Genomic DNA, 17338 nt, shown 5'->3' with positions numbered 1-17338 from the left:
TTCATTCCTTTACTGCGAGCAGCCGGTCGGTCAGCTTCTCGAACTCGTCGCCCCATCCGGAGTTGTCGGTGCGGGCAAGTCCGCCCAGCTCGACGCTCACGGTACCCGCCGAGCCAGGGGTAATTCGAACCCAGACGCGCCGCCGGCGCACGATCAGCGACACCAGCAGGCCGCCCATCATGGTCAGCGCGAACACCAGCACCCACACCTGGGCCGGGTCGTGGGACACCTGGAGGTTGATGAACGGCACCGCACCGTCGAAGCGGACGGTGGTCCCGTCGTCCAGCCGGGTCTCCTGGCCGACCGTGAGGTTGACCCGGGCCTCCTTGTTCAGCCGGCCCTGCCCGATCAGCCGGGGATCCAGGTCGAAGATCGACTGCGGGCGCCCGGTGTCCAACCCGGCGTCGCCCCGGTAGATGTCGACGGCGACCGCGGGCTTGTTCATGGCCGGGAAGCTGGACGACAGCAGGGTGCCGTGCAGGAACTCGGTCGGCGCGAACAGACCCTGGATGGCGATCTGCTGCGTGCGGCGTTCGTCCGGGTCGGGGTAGGTACCGGCCGGCGGGTCGATGCGCACCACGCCCGAGGACAACAACGTCAGCGGGTCGTCGGGGCGGAACTGCACGGTGTTGGTGCGGGTCTGCCCGTCCGGGAAGGTGACGGTGAAGGTCGGTGCGTAACCGTGGCCCTGCAGGTAGATCCGGTCCCCGCCGATGCGCAGCGGATGGTTGACCTCCAGGCGGTAGTCGTTCCACACGTCGTTGGCCAGGTCCTCGCCGGCCTGGTACTCGATGTTGGCGGCGAAGCTGACGGCCTGCCCGCTCGGCAGGTAGTCGGCGTCGAAGTCGTTGACCTTCACACAGATCGGGTACAGCGAGGTGCCGTCGACGGTATTGCCCGCCCGGAACGAGTCGAACGCCGCCGGTGACGCCGAGCAGAATCCCGGCCCGCCGTTGGCGATCACGATGACATTGCCCTCGTAGCCGAACAGTTTGCCCGCCGCGATGGCGACCAACAGCCCCAGCAGGGAGAAGTGGAAGACGATGTTGCCGAACTCGCGCAGGTACCCCTTCTCCGCCGAGATCTCGATGCTGGATGTCGCCGCCGGAGCGGCTCCGGTGGCACCGTCCCCGGTCGTGCGGGTGGTGCGCCGCCAACCCTTCAGCCGCCGATCGACCTGCGACGCGAACTCGGCTGCGTCGGTGTCGATCTGGGCCTCGTGGTGTTTGGGCAGCCGGCCCAGGTTGCGTGGTGCGGCCACCGGGACGGCACGCAGGCTGCGCACGTGCTCGAGCATCCGCGGGGTCAGACAGCCCACCAGAGACACGAACAGCAGCACGTAGATCGAGGTGAACCAGAAGCTGGAGAAGACGTCGAAGGCCTGCACCCGGTCCAGCCACGGCCCCAGGGTGGGATGGTCGGCCAGATACTCGTCGACCTTGCCGGCATTGAGGCTGCGCTGCGGCAGCAATGCGCCCGGGATGGCGGCCAGCGCGAGCAGGAACAGCAGCACCAGCGCGGTGCCCATCGAGGTCAGCGTGCGCCAGGTATTGCGCAGCAGCGCCCAGACCGGCTGCAGAACTCTCATATCGGCAGCCTCACGTCACTGACAAAGGCATCGCGCACCCAGGCCACGAAGTCACCCCACAGTCCGGTCACCAGCGCGACGCCGACGCCGATCATCAGGACCCCGCCGAAGATCTGGATCCCGCGGGTGTGCTCGCGCAGCCAGCCCAGCCCCCGCACGGCGCGCGCGGACCCGAAGGCCAGCAGCACGAACGGCAACCCCAGCCCCAGGCAGTAGGCGATCACCAGGGCGATGCCGCGGGCCACCGCCGAACCCTCGGTGGCCGAGGACACCGCGATCACCGCGGTCAGCGTCGGGCCCAGGCACGGCGTCCAGCCCAGCGCGAACACCGCACCGAGCAGTGGGGCGCCGCCCAGGGTGGACAACTGGCGCGGCGCGAACCGGGTGTCCCGTTGCAGAGCAGGCACGAATCCGATGAACACCAACCCCATGGCGATGGTGATCACCCCGCCGATGCGTTGCAACAGTTCTTGATTGGTGATCAGCGCGGTCGTCATGCCGAGCACGGCGACACTGCCGAGCAGGAATACCACGGTGAATCCCGCGACGAACAGACCGGCCGCGCCGGCGACCCTCCACCGGCCGGGGCCACCGGAGATGGCAGCCAGATAGGACAGATAACCGGGCACCAGCGGCACCACGCACGGCGACGCGAAGGACACCAGCCCCGCCAACAGGGCCAGCCCGGCTGCGAGCAGCAGTGGGCCACCGGTGATCAGATCGCTCACTGTGCCATCACTTCTCGGAAGCCAACCGCTCGACGACGGGTTGCAGATCATCGGTCAACAGCTCGCGGAGGAACACCGCGGCCACCCGGTGCTGACGGTCCAGCACCAGGGTGGAGGGAATGACCGTGGTCGGGTACTTGCCACCGAAGGCGATCATGGTGCGCATCGAGGGGTCGTAGATCGACGGGAAGGTGATGTTGCGGTCGGTGATGAAATCGACTGCCGCCGTGCGGTTGTTGTCACGCACATCGATGCCCAGGAACTGCACGCCCTGCGCGCGGGTCGCGTCGTACACCTGCTGCAGGTGCGGCATCTCCGATCGGCACGGCCCACACCACTGGCCCCAGATGTTGATCACCACGACCTTGCCCGCGAAATCCGACAGGGCCAGCGTCCTCTCCGGGTCCATCAGATCGGGTCCGGCGAGTTTGCCGGGCGTACCCCGCGATTCGGGCGGATCGTAGAAGATGTCGGTCTTGCCGCCGGGGGCGACGAATTCGAAGGTGCCGCCCTGAGCGACGGCGTCGTCACCGGTCGAGCAACCGGTGAGCACCACCATCAGCGCCACCAGCGCGGCAAGCCACTTCACTAGATTCCCCAGGGCTCCGTGTATCCCCACCGGATCAGGCGGTCGTCGTCGAAGGTGAACGAGGTGATCGACGAGAGGTTGCACAGCCGGCTGTGCGGCAGCGGCAGGTGCGGCAGCGAACGGCCGGTCATCGCGCGGCGCAGCGTTTCCACCGGCAGCTGGTGGCTGACGCAGACGGCCTCGTGCCCTTGGGCTTTGACCCGCGCACGGTGCAGCGCGGCGGTCATCCGGGGGGCGATCTCGTCATAGGGCTCACCCCAGGACGGCTTGCGCGGGTTACGCAGGCGCGGCCAGTTACGCGGATCGCGCAGCGCGCCGTCGCCCGGTGCCACCCGCTTACCCTCGAAATCGTTCCACGACTCGATCAGATCGGCATCGGTGTCGATGTCCAGACCGTGCGCCGCGGCGATCGGCCCGGCGGTCTGCTGCGCGCGTTCCAACGGCGAGGCCACCACGTAGGTGATGTCGTGGGAGGCCAGCCAGTCCGCGGCGGCCTGAGCCTGCAGCCGGCCCCGTTCGGACAGGTTGTAGCCGGGCAGCCGACCGTAGAGCACCTTCTCGGGGTTGTGCACCTCGCCGTGCCGCATCACGTGCACGGTCGTCCGGACGGGTGTCACCGGGTGGGCCCGGAGGCTTGCGCCGCCGCGCGGGCGGCGTGCGGCAGCGCCTCGGCGATCTTGTCGAACGCGGTGTCGTCCAACGCGGTCGAGACGAACCAGGTCTCGAAGGCGCTGCACGGCGGGTAGATGCCGGCGTCCAGCAGGGCATGGAAGAAGGCCGGGTAACGCCAGGTCTCGGTGGCCTTGGCGGTGGCGAAGTTCGTCGGCTGTTGGTCGCCGAAGAACACCGTCAGGAAGTTGCCGGCCCGCGAGATGGTATGCGCGACGGAGGCGTGCGTGAGCGCATCGGTGAGCAGCGCTCCGAGCCGGTCGGCATGGGCGTCGAGCGTGCGGTAGACGGTGTCGTCGGCGGCGCGCAGCGTGGCCAGACCGGCGGCCATCGCCACCGGGTTCCCCGACAGCGTCCCGGCCTGGTACACCGGCCCGAGCGGGGCCAGCCGCTCCATCACCTCGGCCCGGCCGCCGAACGCCGCGGCGGGCAGTCCACCGCTCATGACCTTTCCGAAGGTGAAGATGTCCGCGTCCACCGGATCCAGGCCGTACCAGCCGGCGCGGCTGACCCGGAAGCCCGTCATCACCTCATCGGAGATCAGCAGCGCACCGTGCTCGGCGGTGATCCGGCGCAGGGCGGCGTTGTAACCGGGCAGCGGCGCGACGGTGCCCATGTTGCCGGGGCTGGCCTCGGTGATGACGCAGGCGATCTGCTCGCCGTGCACCGCGAACGTCTCCGCGACGGCGGCTTCGTCGTTGTAGGGCAGCACGATGGTGTCGGCCGCGGCGGCGCCGGTGACCCCGGGCGAGGACGGCAATCCCAGGGTGGCCACCCCGGACCCGGCGTCGGCCAGCAGCGCGTCGCTGTGCCCGTGGTAGCAACCCGAGAACTTGACGATCTTCGGCCGGCCGGTGAAGCCGCGGGCCAGGCGGATGGCGCTCATCGTGGCCTCGGTGCCGGAGTTGACGAAGCGGATCCGCTCGACCGGTTTCACCCGGTCGATGATCTCGCGGGCCAGTTCGGTCTCGGCGGGGGTCGGCGCACCGAAGGACAGCCCGTCGGCGGCGACCCGCTGTACCGCTTCGACGACCTCGGGGTGCGCGTGGCCGAGGATCATCGGCCCCCACGAGCACACCAGGTCGACATAGCGGTTGCCGTCGGCATCGGTCAGCCGGTAGCCACCGGCACTGGTGATGAAGCGGGGCGTGCCACCGACGGCGCTGAAGGCGCGCACCGGTGAGTTCACCCCACCGGGGATCACCGAGGACGCATCGGCGAACAACGCAGCCGACGCCGAAACGGACGACACGGTGCTGCTCATGGCATCCAGTGTTCCAGCCGGAGCAACTCCGTCAACTACAGGGTGTAGTGGGCCGAGCGTGGCAAATCCCACAGTCGACTTTCGCAAACTTCATTGTTAGGGCAAAGTATGTTTTTACGTGCAAAACGTTCCGTGCAGTGTAGTGATAGGAAATTCGGGGATGACAGATCAGCTATCGGCCAGCGAACCCGTCATCCGCTATCCCTTCGGGGTGCCCGCCGGCCGGTGGCGCCGAGCCGTCAAAGTCGGCGCCGGCCGGGCGTTGCTCACGCTGCGCCCGGGCCACGGCCGTCGGCTGCTCGAGCACGGCGACCCGCACACTTTCTCGCTGCTCGACCGGCTGATCCTGGCCGGCTGGACCGACCGGGCCGGCCCGGCGGACTGGGCGGCGCTCAGTGCGCTGCATGAGCGCTTCTGGGCGGGCCCCGGCGGTGCGAGGTTCAGCGAATCGGCCGAGATCGCGGGACGCTTCGAGCAGTGGTTCCTGCGCGAGCACGCCCGGCCCGTGGAATTCCTGCAGACCGAGCTAGCCGACCGGGCCTGCCCGGCGCTGTGCGAGATCGGCAGCGGTAACGGCCTGGCACTGGAGTACCTGAGCCGGCAGTTGCCCGATATCGGACGCTTCGTCGGTATCGACATCAACGAGCACGCCACCCGCGAGAACGCCCGGCGCTGGTGCGACGATGCCCGGCTCGGCTTCGTCAACGCCGACGCCGTGCGGTGGATCGAGGACCACGCCGGACGCGACTGGACCTACTTCTCCAACGCCGGCGTGCTCGAGTACTTCCCGGAGGACAAGGTCCGCCACCTCTACCGCATCACCGCCGAACGCGGTGGCTGGTGGCTGATCACCGAACCCGTGTACGCGGGCTACGACCTGGACACCGAGACGCGGTCACGCCCGCACGGCTCGGAGTTCAGCTTCTGCCACAACCATCCGCACCTGCTGCGCGAGACCGGCTGGGAGGTGGTCGACCAGTACCAGACCGAGGTGTCCGGCATGCGGTTCCTCACGGTGTCGGCCCGCAAGGTCGCCGGATGAACACGATTCAGGACCTGTTCGCCGCGCAGGCCGCCCGCACCCCGGGTGCGCCGGCGATCATGCACCGCGACGGCACCCTCAGCTACGCCGAGCTCAACGCCCTGGCCAACGCCCTGGCCCACCGACTGCTCGACGCGGGTCTGACCCCCAACACCGGCGTGGCCTTCCTGTGCGACCGCACCCCACTGCTACCGATCGCGTTGCTGGGCATCCTCAAGGCCCGCGGCTACTACATCCCGCTGGACCCGGTGTACCCGGCCGGCCGGATCAACGGCATCCTCGCCGACGCCGCCCCGTTCGCGCTCGTCACCGACCGTGACGATGACGCCCTGCGCGCCATGGGCGTCGAGGCGGGCACCCGGACCGTGCGGCTGACCGCCGAGGACACCGGGCAGACGATCGATCCGCCGGCCGGTAGCCCGGAGGATCTCGTGTACTCCATCTACACCTCTGGGTCGACCGGTAAACCCAAGGGCACGTTGAACTTCCAGCGCGGCGCGGTCAACGTCAACCGCTGGATGATCGACGGATTCGGAGTCGGGCCGGACACCCGTGCGCTGGTGGCCACCTCGATCGGCTTCGACATCACCAGTAAGGCCATCTGCTCGCCGCTGCTGACGGGCGGCACCGTCGTGCTCTACGACTCCCCCGTCTACGACCCGCCGCGCATCCGGGCCGCCATCGTCGACTTCGACGTCAACACCATCAACCACACCCCGACCGGGCTGCTCGGCCTGATCGAGGACGGCACGCGGGAGACCTACGCGCAGATGGCCGGTGTGCGACGGCTGCTGATCCTCGGTGAAGCCCTGCGGCTGGACCGTTTCCGGCCGTGGCTCACGCACGCGCGGCCCGCATTGTTCAACGGCTACGGCCCCACCGAGTGCGCCGACACCGTCGCCTTCCACGAGGTCACCGACGCCGACATCGCCGCCGGTGGGGACTGCCCGATCGGGACCGCGCTACCCAACGTCACCCTGACCGTCCGCGACCGCGATCTCAACCTGGCCGCCGCCGGGGACAAGGGTGAGCTGTGTGCGCAGGGTGTGTGCGTCGGCGGTGGCTATCGGAACCTGCCCGAGCAGACCGCGGCAGCCTTCGTCGCGGACCCGCTCGGCGGCGAAACGCTCTACCGCACCGGTGATCTGGTCAGCCGCCGGGCCGACGGCGCCCTGCTCTACCACGGCCGGATGGACCATCAGGTCAAGATCCGCGGTCACCGCGTGGAACTCGGTGAGATCGAACAGGCACTCAACCGCGTCCCCGGCGTGCTGGAGAGTGTGGTCACCGCGCCCGCGCGGCCCGACGGGGAACGATTCGTGGCGGCCTATCTGCGGACCTCCGCGGAACTGCTGCCCTCGGACATCAATGCCCTGCTGGCCGAGACGCTTCCGGACTTCATGGTGCCCGCCGCCTACACCTTCATGGACGCCTTCCCGGTCAACGCCAGCTTCAAGGTGGACCGCAAGGCACTGCCGGAACCGGTCCTCGGCCGGCCCGCACTGGGCACCGCCTACCGCGCGCCGGTCTCCGAACTGGAGAACAGCCTGGCCGCCATCTGGGCGGACTTGCTGGGCTTCCCGGGAGCCGGGGTGGATGACCCCTTCTTCGAACTCGGGGGCAACTCGCTGCTGGCCACCCGCCTGGTCACCCGCGTCAATGCCGTTCTGGACACCGAACTCTCCATCACCGACTTCTTCGAGGCACCCACCATCGCCGGGGTCGCCGGGCGGCTCTCGGCCCCCGAACCCGCCGTCGCGGTGGCTCCCGCCGCGCACCGCAGCGCACCCGCCTCGGGACATATCGCGATCGTCGGGATGGCCGCCCGGGTGCCGGGCGCGGCCGACGTGCGGGTGTTCTGGCGCAATCTGCTCGACGGGGTCGACTCGTTGGAACTGCTGGACACGGCGTCCGACGATCCCGACTTCGTGCCGGTCAGCGGCTGGGTCGCCGATTCGGAAGCCTTCGACCACAACTACTTCGGCTACACCCCGCACGAGGCCGAACGCATCGACCCACAGCAGCGGCTGCTGTTGGAAACCGCCGTCGCCGCATTCGAGGACGCCGGGATCGCCACCGCCACCACCACGCTGCGGGCCGGGATCTATGCCGGCGTGGCGGCCAACAGCTATCTGACCCGCAATGTGCTGCCCCATGACGGGACCGCCGACTACGGGCTGGGCTACGCGCTGGTCGGCAACGACAAGGACTATGCCGCGACCCGTATCGCCTACAAGCTGGGGCTGACCGGACCCGCGATGAGCGTGCAGACCGCGTGCTCGTCCAGCGGTGCCGCACTGCATCTGGCGTGCCAGGCGCTGCTGGCCGACGACTGCGATGTGGCACTGGCCGGCGGGGCGTCACTGCCCTGGCAGTACCGCAACGGGCATCAACATGTCCCCGGTGGGGCACTGTCCGCCGACGGGCGGGTCCGCGCGTTCGACGCCGCGGCCTCCGGGATGGTGCTCACCGGTGGCGGTGCAGCGCTGGTGTTGCGTCGGCTGGAGGACGCGGTCGCCGATGGGCACACCGTGCACGCGGTCATCCGGGCCACCGCGCTGAACAACGATGGCGCGCAACGGGCCAGCTTCACCGCGCCCAGCATCGCCGGGCAGCGCGCGGTGGTGCGGACCGCACTGGACCGCGCCGGCGTCAACGCCCGCAGCATCGGTGTGCTGGAGGCGCACGGCACCGGTACCCCGCTGGGTGATCCCATCGAGGTCGCCGCCATCACCCAGGCCTGGCGGGCCGATACCGCCGACACCGGGTTCTGCGCCATCGGCAGCGTGAAGACCAACATCGGGCACCTGGATGCGGCCGCGGCCACCGCCGGCGCCATCAAGCTGGCGCTGATGCTGCGCGAGGGTGAGCGTCCGGCCACGCTGAACTTCGAGCGCCCCAGCCCGGACTGCAAGTTCGAGACCTCGCCGTTCTTCGTCAACGACACCCGCACCGGCTGGGCGGGCGACGAACCCCGCCGCGGCGCGCTGTCCTCGTTCGGCTTCGGCGGCACCAACTTCCACGCCATCTTCGAACAGGGTCCGGCCGCCGTCTCGACCAGGGCCCGGCGCCAGTGGCAGGTGCTGCGCCTGTCCGCCCGCTCCGCCGAGTCGCTGCAGACCCAGATCACCGAACTCGCCGAGTTCCTGGGGTCCTCGTCGGCGCCGCTGGCCGATGTGGCCTACACCCTCGATGTCGGGCGCAACCGGCACCCGTATCGGGCCGCCGTCGTCGCCCGCAGCTGTGCCGAGGCGGCGACCCGGTTGTCGGCACCGGAAAGCATTGTCCGCGGCACGGATCCGGCGGCTCGACCACACCTGGTGTTCGCGTTCCCGGGACAGGGCGCGCAGCACCCCGGCATGGGCCGGCGACTCTATGAGACCGAGAGCGTCTTCCGCAGCGCGGTCAACCAGTGCGCCGACATCCTGCTGCCGGCACTGGACGTGGACCTTCGCGATCTGCTGTTCTCCGAGGAGGAGTCCGCCGCGCAGGCATTGCGCGACACCCAGCTGGCCCAGCCCGCCATCTTCACCATCAGCTACGCCACCGCGCGGTTGTGGATGAGTTGGGGGCTGTCCCCGCAGCACATGATCGGCCACAGCGTCGGCGAGTTCGTGGCCGCCACGCTGGCCGGGGTGTTCGAGCTCGAGCACGCGCTGTTGATCCTGGCCGAGCGCGCCCGGCTCATGCAGTCGATGCCCGCGGGCGGCATGCTGGCCGTCCGGTTGTCCGAGAACGAAGCCGCCCGCTACCTTTCCGGTGATGTCGCGATCGCCGGGGTCAACTCGGCGAAGGTGACGGTCCTGTCCGGTCCCCACCCCGAACTGGCCGAGATCCGGACGCGGCTGGAGTCCGACGGAGTGGCCAGCACGGTGCTGCACACCAGCCACGCCTTCCACTCCCCGATGATGGAACCCATCGTGGACCCGTTCACCCGGGTGGTGGCCCAATACCCGCGCAGCGCACCGATGCTGCCGTTCTACTCGAGCCTGACTGGGCTGCCCGTCACCGATCAGCAGGCCCAGGATCCGCACTACTGGGCGCTGCAGCTTCGCAACGCGGTGCGCTTCGCCCCGGCACTGCTGCATGCCGCGCAGACCCCGGGGACCGTAATGCTCGAATGTGGGCCGGGACAGAACCTGACGACCAGCGCGTTGCAGTCCGGGGTGACCGCGGTGGCATCGTTACCGCACGCACGCGCCACCGATGCCGATGATGCCGAGCACATTTCGACCGCGGTGGCCCGGCTGTTCCTGGCCGGTGTCGACCCCGACCCCCGTCGGGTGCACGCCGGCGAGACCCGTGTCCGGGTCGGCCTGCCCACGTATCCGTTCATCCGGACCCGGCACTGGTTGACCCCGACGGCGGCGCTGCCGGTCAGCGCCGATGCCGGCGTCGCACCGGCGGCGGTCATCCCGTCCGCGGCCGCGGACTCCGCCACCGACACGCTCACGACCGTGCGTGTGCTGTTCGCCGACGTCGCCGGGGTCGAGATCGGACCCGCCGACGATCATCGGTCGTTCCTGGAGATGGGTTTCGACTCGCTGCTGCTGACCCAGATCACCACGCAGCTGAACTCCCGGCTGGCGGTGTCCCTGCGGTTCCGTCAGTTGCTGGAGGAGTTCCCGACACCGGCCGCACTGGCCGGGCACCTTGACGAATTGGCCGGTGGCACCGCAGCCACTGCGAAGGTGTTCGGCGCCGGCGCCCGCATCAGCACCAACGCCGGTGAGGCGCTCACCCCCCGGCAACGCCACGCCCTCGACGAGTTCATCGCCCGCTACACCGCCCGCACCGCCCGCAGCCGCGCCTACGCCGACGAGCACCGTCCGCATCTGGCCGATCCGCGCGCGGTGTCGGGGTTCCGTCCGTTGTGGAAGGACCTGGTCTACCCGATCGTGTCGGACACCTCCAAGGGTCCGCGGTTCATCGACGCCGACGGGAACTCCTACGTCGACATCACCAACGGATTCGGTTCGGTGTTCTTCGGCCACCGGCCCGATTTCGTCGTCGAGGCCGTGCACCGGCAGATCGACCGCGACATCATCATCGGCCCGCAGAACCCCGTTGCCGGCGAGTGCGCCAAGCTGTTCGCCGAACTGACCGGGCATGAGCGGGTGGCGTTCTGCAACACCGGGTCCGAGGCGGTGCTCGCGGCGATCCGGCTGGCCCGCACGGTCACCGGACGCAATCTGATCATCCAGCACGAGGGTGACTACCACGGCATCACCGACGAGGTGCTGGTGCGCAGCACCCCGAGCGGCAAGACCGTACCCGCGGCGCCCGGCGTCCCACCGGAGAGTGTCGCCAACACCATCGTGCTGGAATACGGCAGCGCGGAATCGCTTGCCGTGATCCGGGAACGGGCCCACGAGTTGGCGGCCGTGGTCATCGAGCCGGTGCAGTCGCGCAAACCGGATCTGCAGCCCGCGGACTATGTGCGTGAGGTGCGCCGCATCTGTGACGAGAGCGGTACCGCACTGATCATGGACGAGGTGGTCTGCGGGTTCCGGGTACACCGGGCCGGCGCCCAGGGCGTCTGGGGCGTGAAGGCCGATATCGGCTGTTACGGCAAGGTGTTCGGAGCCGGTATGGCCGTCGGCGCGCTGGCCGGTGTGCCGCGGTTCATGGACGCCCTCGACGGTGGTGTCTGGCAGTTCGGTGACGACTCGATGCCGGAGGTGGGGGTCACCTACTTCGCGGGGACCTTCGTCCGGCATCCGCTGACCATGGCCGTGGTGCACGCCACGTTGCAGCACATGGTGGCCAATCCGGACCTGCAGGAGCGCGTCAACGCATGCGCAAAGACATTGGTGGACAGACTCAATGCGCTGTTCGCCGCCGAGGGTGTGCCCATGCACATGGGCAGGTTCGGCTCGTTGATGAAGCCGGAGTGGACCCAGGAGCTGGCCTTCGGTGAACTGTTCTACTACTTCCTGCGCGAAGCGGGCGTCAACGCCTGGGACGCCCGGCCCAACTACCTGACCACCGAACACGGCGATGCAGAGGTGGACCACATCGTCGACGGGTTCGCGTACGCGATCGCGCAGATGAAGCAGGGTGGATTCTTCGACGATGTGTCACCCACCGCCGAGCTGTACGGCGCGACCGTCGATGAGGACGGGGTGATCACGGTTCCCAGCACCGAATCCCAGCGCGAGGTGTGGCTGGCCGCACGGTTCGTCGGCAACAACAGCGTGGCCTACAACGAGGGACTGGACCTCAGTCTCGCCGGCCGGCTCGACACCGATGCGCTGACCCATGCCCTGCAGACCCTGCTCGATCGTCACGAGTCGCTGCGGGCGCGGTTCTCCCGCGACGGGCGCGCACTGCTGATCGACCCGGCGCTCGGTCTGGAACTGCCGGTACACGATCTGATGCACCTGGACCCGGATCAGCGCGCGGCCGCGCTGCAGGCATTGCGCGACGAGGAGATGTCGACGACGTTCAACCTGCGCACCGGCCCGTTGGTGCGGTTCCGGTTGGTGCGCGTCGGCGCCGAGCAGCATCACCTGCTGTTCGTCACCCATCACGCGATATGCGATGGCTGGTCGGGCGCTGTGGTGCTCGGTGAGCTTGCGGCGCTCTACTCCGGACACGTCGAGGGCCGCTCCGTCGAACTGCCCGCCGCGCCGCGCTATGCCGACTACAGCGCGGTCGAGCAGCACTTCCTGGGATCTCTGGAAGGCCAACTCCACCAGGACTATTGGCTCAAGCAACTGTCCGAGGTTCCGGCTCCCCCGCAGTTGCCGCCGGACCGATCCGGCGCCGACGACGATCTCACTGCGGCCCGGGTGGATCTTGCACTGGACAGTGAGTTGCTCGGCCGGTTGCGCACGATGGGCAGCACGCACGGTGCCAGCCTGGTGGCCACCATGCTGACCGGTTTCGCGGGCCTGCTGCACCAGCGGACCGGGCAGAGTGACCTCGTCATCGGCCTGGCCGCGGCCGGGCAGTCGTTCCACGATCAGGGCAAGCTGGTCGGGCACTGTGTGAATCTGCTGCCGCTGCGGTTGGAGGTCTCGGGCGCCGACGCCTTCACCGACGTTCTCACCCGCACCCGGGGCGCCCTGCTGGACGCCTACGACCATCAGGGGGTCAGCATCGGCACCGTGCAGGAGCAACTGCAGCTGACCCGCAGCGGGGGCCGCCCGCCGCTGGTGAGTGTGGTGTTCAACATCGACGTCCGCGATGACGACATCCGGCACACCGGGCTGACCGTCGGGTACGAGACGCTGGTGCGGCAGGCCGAGACGTTCGAACTCTTCATCAACGTGGTGGATTACGGCAGTTCGATGGTGTTGGAAGCCAGCTACCGAACGGCGCTGTACAGCGAGGAACGCATCCGGGATTTCCTCGGTGCCTTCGTGTCCGTGCTGGGCAATGCCTGCAGCAATCCTGCCGAGTCGGTGGGACAACTCGACGCCACGCCATAGGATCCGGTCATGTTGCTTGCGCGTCGGCGTGCTGAATTCAACCGCAGGTTCGTCAATCCCGTCGTCGAACCGCTGGCCGGGTATCTGCCGCTGTGGTCCGCGGTCGACCATGTGGGCCGGCGCTCCGGCAGGGAGTACCGCACGCCGGTGACCGCGTTCGCGACATCCGACGGGGTTGCGGTGTTGCTGCCCTACGGCACCGACACCGACTGGGTACGCAACCTGCGGGCCGCAGGATCGGGCAAGGTCGTCATCGACGGTCGCAGCCTACTGGTGGAGAATCCGCGGGTGGTGCCGGTGCGCGAAGCACTGGAGGTGATGCGCGGGCCGTGGAGGCACGTGCTGCGGGTGGCGCCGGTGGAGTCGGCGCTGCTGCTCACTCGCTCCAGCTGAGCACCGCGCCTTCGGCTTTCGTCATGATCGTGCCGGGCTGCACCCGGATGCGGTAGGGGGTCAGGCGCAGGACGGCGAACTGCGGCGAGGTCGGCGAATCCCAGCCGGGAATGATGGTGGGCTGGTAGCCCAGCGGCTCGGGCGCGGCGACGAATTTGTTCCACACCGCGGTGCGGGTCTCGTCATCGAGGTACCACTCGACCAGGCAGTCGGCGCTGCAGGTGTCGTGATTCGGCGCCCAGTAGTTGACCGAGACGTAGGGATGCGCCGCCAGGTGGCTCTTCTTGACCGGCGAGGGGACCGTGGCGACCCAACCGAGCAGATCCGTACCGTCCCACTCCCAGATCGGATGCAGGACCCGGCTGCGAGGTCTGCTGTCGGCGTCCACGGTGGCCACCGATGCCCACACGATGGAGTGGGCCATCTCGACGAAGGCGGGGGCGGTCTGCTGCAGGGTCACCCCGCCACTCTAGGTGTCCTTGTCCTGCCCGTAGATCGGATTTCCGTCGTCGTCGAGCCAGTCGTTGACGGCGGTTCCGGTGACGGTGCCGTCGCTGCCGGGTAGCACCGCGGTGGGACGCGGAGTGTCGTAGTCGCCGAAGATCTCGCTGTTCTCGCCGTCGGTGGTCCCGGCCTTCTCAGCAGTGGTCTCGGTGCCGGCGGTCTCTGTGTGGGTGGTCTCAGGATCCGTCTGCTCAGGACCCGATGCGTTCGTCATTACCCCCGGCTGCCCGAATATGTGACCTACGAAACACTGGAGGCCGACGTCGACCGCAACGCCGCCGGCAGACTGGGCAGGAAATGCCGCGTCGCGAAGGCACGGACCTCGTCGGCCGTCTGCAGCGGCTGCACGCTGGGTAACAGCAGCACCATCGCCGCATAGCGCAGGATGGTGTCGGCGAGATCGTTGACCGCGGGCGCGCCGATCCGCTCGGCGAACCCCTCGGGGAAAATCACCCGCAGGGCGGCCGCCATGCGCTCCACCGCCGCGCCATAGTGCCGGTGCAGCAGCTCCTGGGCGAGTGCCGGGTCATCGACGATCATCTGGTTCAGCACGCGGTGGCGACGGAACCGCATGATGGAGAGCGTGAAGGCCTCGACGTAGTAATTCGACTGCGGCTTGGCGCTTTTCAACTCACTGGCGATATCGGCGAACAACGCCACATTCTCGCGTTCGATGACCGCGCCGACGAGATCGTCCCGGTTGGCGAAGCGGCGGTAGATCGTGGTCCGGCTGACGCCGGCGCGGCGGGCGACGTCATCCAGGGCCACCTTGCGGAAGCCATGCCGCTCCAACTCGACGAGTGCCGCGTCGAGAATGACCTGCCCTGCGTCAGCCGCGGGCATAGCCGGCTTGGGCGAACTTGCTGTAGCGCACCGACATCGGCAGCCGATCCCAGATCCAGTTGACCGGCCGAGACCGCCAGAAGGCCGCGAACCGCTGGTAGTTGCGTTCCTGCCGCTCGCTCCACGGCAGCCCGAGCAGATCGCGGGCGCGCGGTGGGAGGCCGCCGGTGGTGAGGAACGCGGCCGTCGGATCGAAGACCTTCGCGACGAGCTTCCAAACCGTGGGGTTGACGGCCTTGGGGCAGGGGAAGCCCTTGGTGACGTAGCCGACGCCGTACCGTGCCGACTTGTGGGGCACCGCAACCTCGTTCATCATCCGGTCCCAGTACTCGACGAAGTCGGCGTAGGTGGCCGGCATCGGCCGATCGCTGACGCCGTAGCGGCGGTACCAGGTCTTGGACTCCAGCCAGATCTGCTCGCGCTCGGCGTCGGTCAGGCGCTTCACGAAGGTGTCGGCGAAGTAGTAGATCTGCTCGACGAAGGTGGCGTGCGCCCAGAAGTAGGTGTCCGGATCGAGGGCGTGGTAGCGGCCGACCGGTTGGCCGTCAGCCCCGGGCATGTCGCCCTTCACGTGATGATGGAAGTCGCGGACCTGGGTGCCCGCGTTGTTCTCCTCGGAGCCGTAGACGGTCTTGAAGATGGGCGGGATGGTGCGCTTGAGGCGCTCGGCGGTATCGGAGAAGAAGGTGGAGTGCTCGAGCACGCCCTGGCCGAGTTCGGCAAGCATGTTCTGCAGGACGGCCGGCCGCGGGCCGATGAGATACATCCGGTTGTCACCGAAGTACTTCCACACCAACGAGTCGGGTCCCAGCGGCAGCGCGTCGTCGAGAGCCTCGGGCGTATTTTCGGCCAGTTCGGTCATAGGAACAGTGTTACAGATTCTGACCTTTGTTCCAATGGGGTGTGGCGGGGGTCATAGGTCGACGGTGTTCACGTGCATTTTTGGTGAGGCAACGAATGGTTACCGCAGAGCCGAAATGGGCGCCGCACTCCGCCTCAGACCGCCATTAAACAGCTCTTTCCGGAGTTATCCACAGGCGTCTGAAATCTTTCGACCCGCGTCGGTGGCCGCCGGTAGAATCGCACACATGTTCGAACGATCGGAACTGTCGGAGATGAGCGATGACGCGCTCATCGACGCCGTCAGGGCCGAGACCCAGGCCGAAGCCGCCGCCGCGGCCCGCCGGCTGGCCGTCATCGCCGAAGTCACGTCGCGTTGGTGCGATGACGAGGACGACTTCTCTGCACTCAAGCTGATCGACGGCTGGGCCCAAGCCAAAGCCCAGATCAGCGCCGCCTGCAACCTGGGACCCCACGCCACCAACACCCAGATGCGCATCGCCGTGGCGCTACGCCAACGCCTCCCCCGCACCGCCGCCCTGTTCGCCACCGGAGCCATCACCGCCAAAATCGTCGCCGCCATCACCTGGCGCACCCACCTGGTCACCGACCCCGACGCCCTGGCCCGCATCGACACCGGCATCGCCGAGGACGCCACCGCCTACGGCACCCTGTCGGAGGCAGCCCTGCTCACCGCCATCGACCACTGGGTCCACCAACACGACCCGCTGGCCGTCATCCGATCCAAAAATGCGGCCAAAGATCGCTACCTAGAGTTCGGCGACAGCAGCGACCCCGACGGCGTCGTCTCCTTCTGGGGACGCATGCGCGCCACCGACGCCAAAATCACCGAGACCCGCGCCAACGAACTGGCCGACGGCGTCTGCGCCAACGACCCCCGCACCAAACGGGAACGCCGCGCCGACGCCGTCGCCGCCGTCATGGCCGGCGGGACCCGACTGACCTGCCTATGCGGGGACCCCAACTGCGACAGCTCCGGCAAAGACCCACGATCAGCCGCGGTCACCATCTACGTACTCACCGGACAACAACCCGACACCAGCCACGGCGCTCACCCCGCAACCGGACCAGAACCGACCGGGCCCACACCGCCTGCCCCGGATGACACATCGACCGCCCCCGAAGAGAACGACCAGCCCGCCGAAGGCGAGGAACACGGCGACCAGCCCGCAGCCGAGCCCGACACCGACACCCCATCACAACCGCCCGCCGCCAAAACACCGGCACCGGCGGCACGCAATGGTGTCGCGCACCCAAATCCGCCGACGTCACCCATCGCCGCGACGCTGGCGAAGAGCCCCGCGCCGGGCGCGTCAGACACACCCGGCGCCGAGGCCGGCATCACCCTGGACGGCGCCATCATCCCCGCCCACCTGCTCACCGAACTCATCACCACCGGCGCCACCATCCGACCCCTCAGC

The 17338-nt window shown here is 68.5% G+C and carries 13 protein-coding genes; 4 read left to right on the top strand and 9 right to left on the bottom strand.

What is annotated here, in order from left to right; all coding sequences use genetic code 11:
• Position 1 precedes the first annotated feature (1 nt).
• From resB to hemL, 5 genes are read right to left on the bottom strand one after another with little or no spacing between them, the layout of a single operon-like run.
• The gene (gene resB / locus BST17_RS02375) at positions 2-1588 is read right to left on the bottom strand and encodes a cytochrome c biogenesis protein ResB (RefSeq protein ID WP_083055348.1); all 1587 of its coding nucleotides are present in this window, start codon (positions 1586-1588) and stop codon (positions 2-4) included.
• Positions 1585-2316: a cytochrome c biogenesis CcdA family protein gene (locus BST17_RS02370; RefSeq protein ID WP_207573559.1), complete on the bottom strand. Its 732-nt coding sequence runs from the start codon at positions 2314-2316 to the stop codon at positions 1585-1587. The genes resB and BST17_RS02370 overlap by 4 nt, the downstream gene beginning before the upstream one ends.
• Positions 2317-2323: 7 nt before the next feature.
• Positions 2324-2905, bottom strand: coding sequence for a TlpA disulfide reductase family protein (locus BST17_RS02365; protein ID WP_407937724.1), 582 nt, complete (start codon positions 2903-2905; stop codon positions 2324-2326).
• The gene (locus BST17_RS02360; RefSeq protein WP_083055643.1) at positions 2905-3492 is read right to left on the bottom strand and encodes a histidine phosphatase family protein; all 588 of its coding nucleotides are present in this window, start codon (positions 3490-3492) and stop codon (positions 2905-2907) included. The genes BST17_RS02365 and BST17_RS02360 overlap by 1 nt, the downstream gene beginning before the upstream one ends.
• Positions 3493-3518: 26 nt before the next feature.
• Entirely contained in the window at positions 3519-4838 is a 1320-nt protein-coding gene (hemL, locus tag BST17_RS02355) for a glutamate-1-semialdehyde 2,1-aminomutase (protein ID WP_083055346.1), read from the bottom strand.
• A 160-nt stretch (positions 4839-4998) separates the two neighbouring features.
• On the opposite strand from hemL, the gene BST17_RS02350 reads away from it, so the two are divergent.
• The 3 genes from BST17_RS02350 to BST17_RS02340 are packed head-to-tail and all read left to right on the top strand — an operon-like array spanning position 4999 to position 13709.
• Positions 4999-5880, top strand: a complete 882-nt coding sequence (locus tag BST17_RS02350) for a class I SAM-dependent methyltransferase (RefSeq protein ID WP_083055345.1) — start codon at positions 4999-5001, stop codon at positions 5878-5880.
• Positions 5877-13316, top strand: coding sequence for a hybrid non-ribosomal peptide synthetase/type I polyketide synthase (locus BST17_RS02345; protein ID WP_083055344.1), 7440 nt, complete (start codon positions 5877-5879; stop codon positions 13314-13316). The genes BST17_RS02350 and BST17_RS02345 overlap by 4 nt, the downstream gene beginning before the upstream one ends.
• Positions 13317-13325: 9 nt before the next feature.
• Positions 13326-13709 (top strand): nitroreductase family deazaflavin-dependent oxidoreductase, encoded by a 384-nt coding sequence (locus BST17_RS02340; RefSeq protein ID WP_083055343.1) that lies wholly within the window; start codon positions 13326-13328, stop codon positions 13707-13709.
• Here the strand turns inward: BST17_RS02340 and BST17_RS02335 are convergent.
• From BST17_RS02335 to BST17_RS02320, 4 genes are read right to left on the bottom strand one after another with little or no spacing between them, the layout of a single operon-like run.
• The gene (locus BST17_RS02335) at positions 13693-14133 is read right to left on the bottom strand and encodes a pyridoxamine 5'-phosphate oxidase family protein (RefSeq protein WP_083055641.1); all 441 of its coding nucleotides are present in this window, start codon (positions 14131-14133) and stop codon (positions 13693-13695) included. The two genes, BST17_RS02340 and BST17_RS02335, sit on opposite strands and share 17 nt — an antisense overlap.
• A gap of 45 nt (positions 14134-14178) precedes the next feature.
• Complete coding sequence (locus BST17_RS02330; RefSeq protein ID WP_083055342.1) at positions 14179-14427, bottom strand: hypothetical protein; 249 nt, start codon at positions 14425-14427, stop codon at positions 14179-14181.
• 26 nt (positions 14428-14453) lie between these two features.
• The gene (locus tag BST17_RS02325) at positions 14454-15056 is read right to left on the bottom strand and encodes a TetR/AcrR family transcriptional regulator (protein WP_083055341.1); all 603 of its coding nucleotides are present in this window, start codon (positions 15054-15056) and stop codon (positions 14454-14456) included.
• Positions 15043-15918 (bottom strand): oxygenase MpaB family protein, encoded by an 876-nt coding sequence (locus tag BST17_RS02320; RefSeq protein ID WP_083055340.1) that lies wholly within the window; start codon positions 15916-15918, stop codon positions 15043-15045. The genes BST17_RS02325 and BST17_RS02320 overlap by 14 nt, the downstream gene beginning before the upstream one ends.
• A gap of 226 nt (positions 15919-16144) precedes the next feature.
• Here BST17_RS02320 and BST17_RS02315 point away from each other — a divergent pair.
• A partial coding sequence (locus BST17_RS02315; RefSeq protein ID WP_083055339.1) for a DUF222 domain-containing protein occupies positions 16145-17338 on the top strand: 1194 nt, incomplete at its 3' end.

This window comes from Mycolicibacterium bacteremicum (assembly GCF_002086115.1).
Classification (GTDB): domain Bacteria; phylum Actinomycetota; class Actinomycetes; order Mycobacteriales; family Mycobacteriaceae; genus Mycobacterium; species Mycobacterium bacteremicum.
Note: the sequence above shows the minus strand (reverse complement) of the source record. Positions and strands in the feature narration are given on the sequence as shown.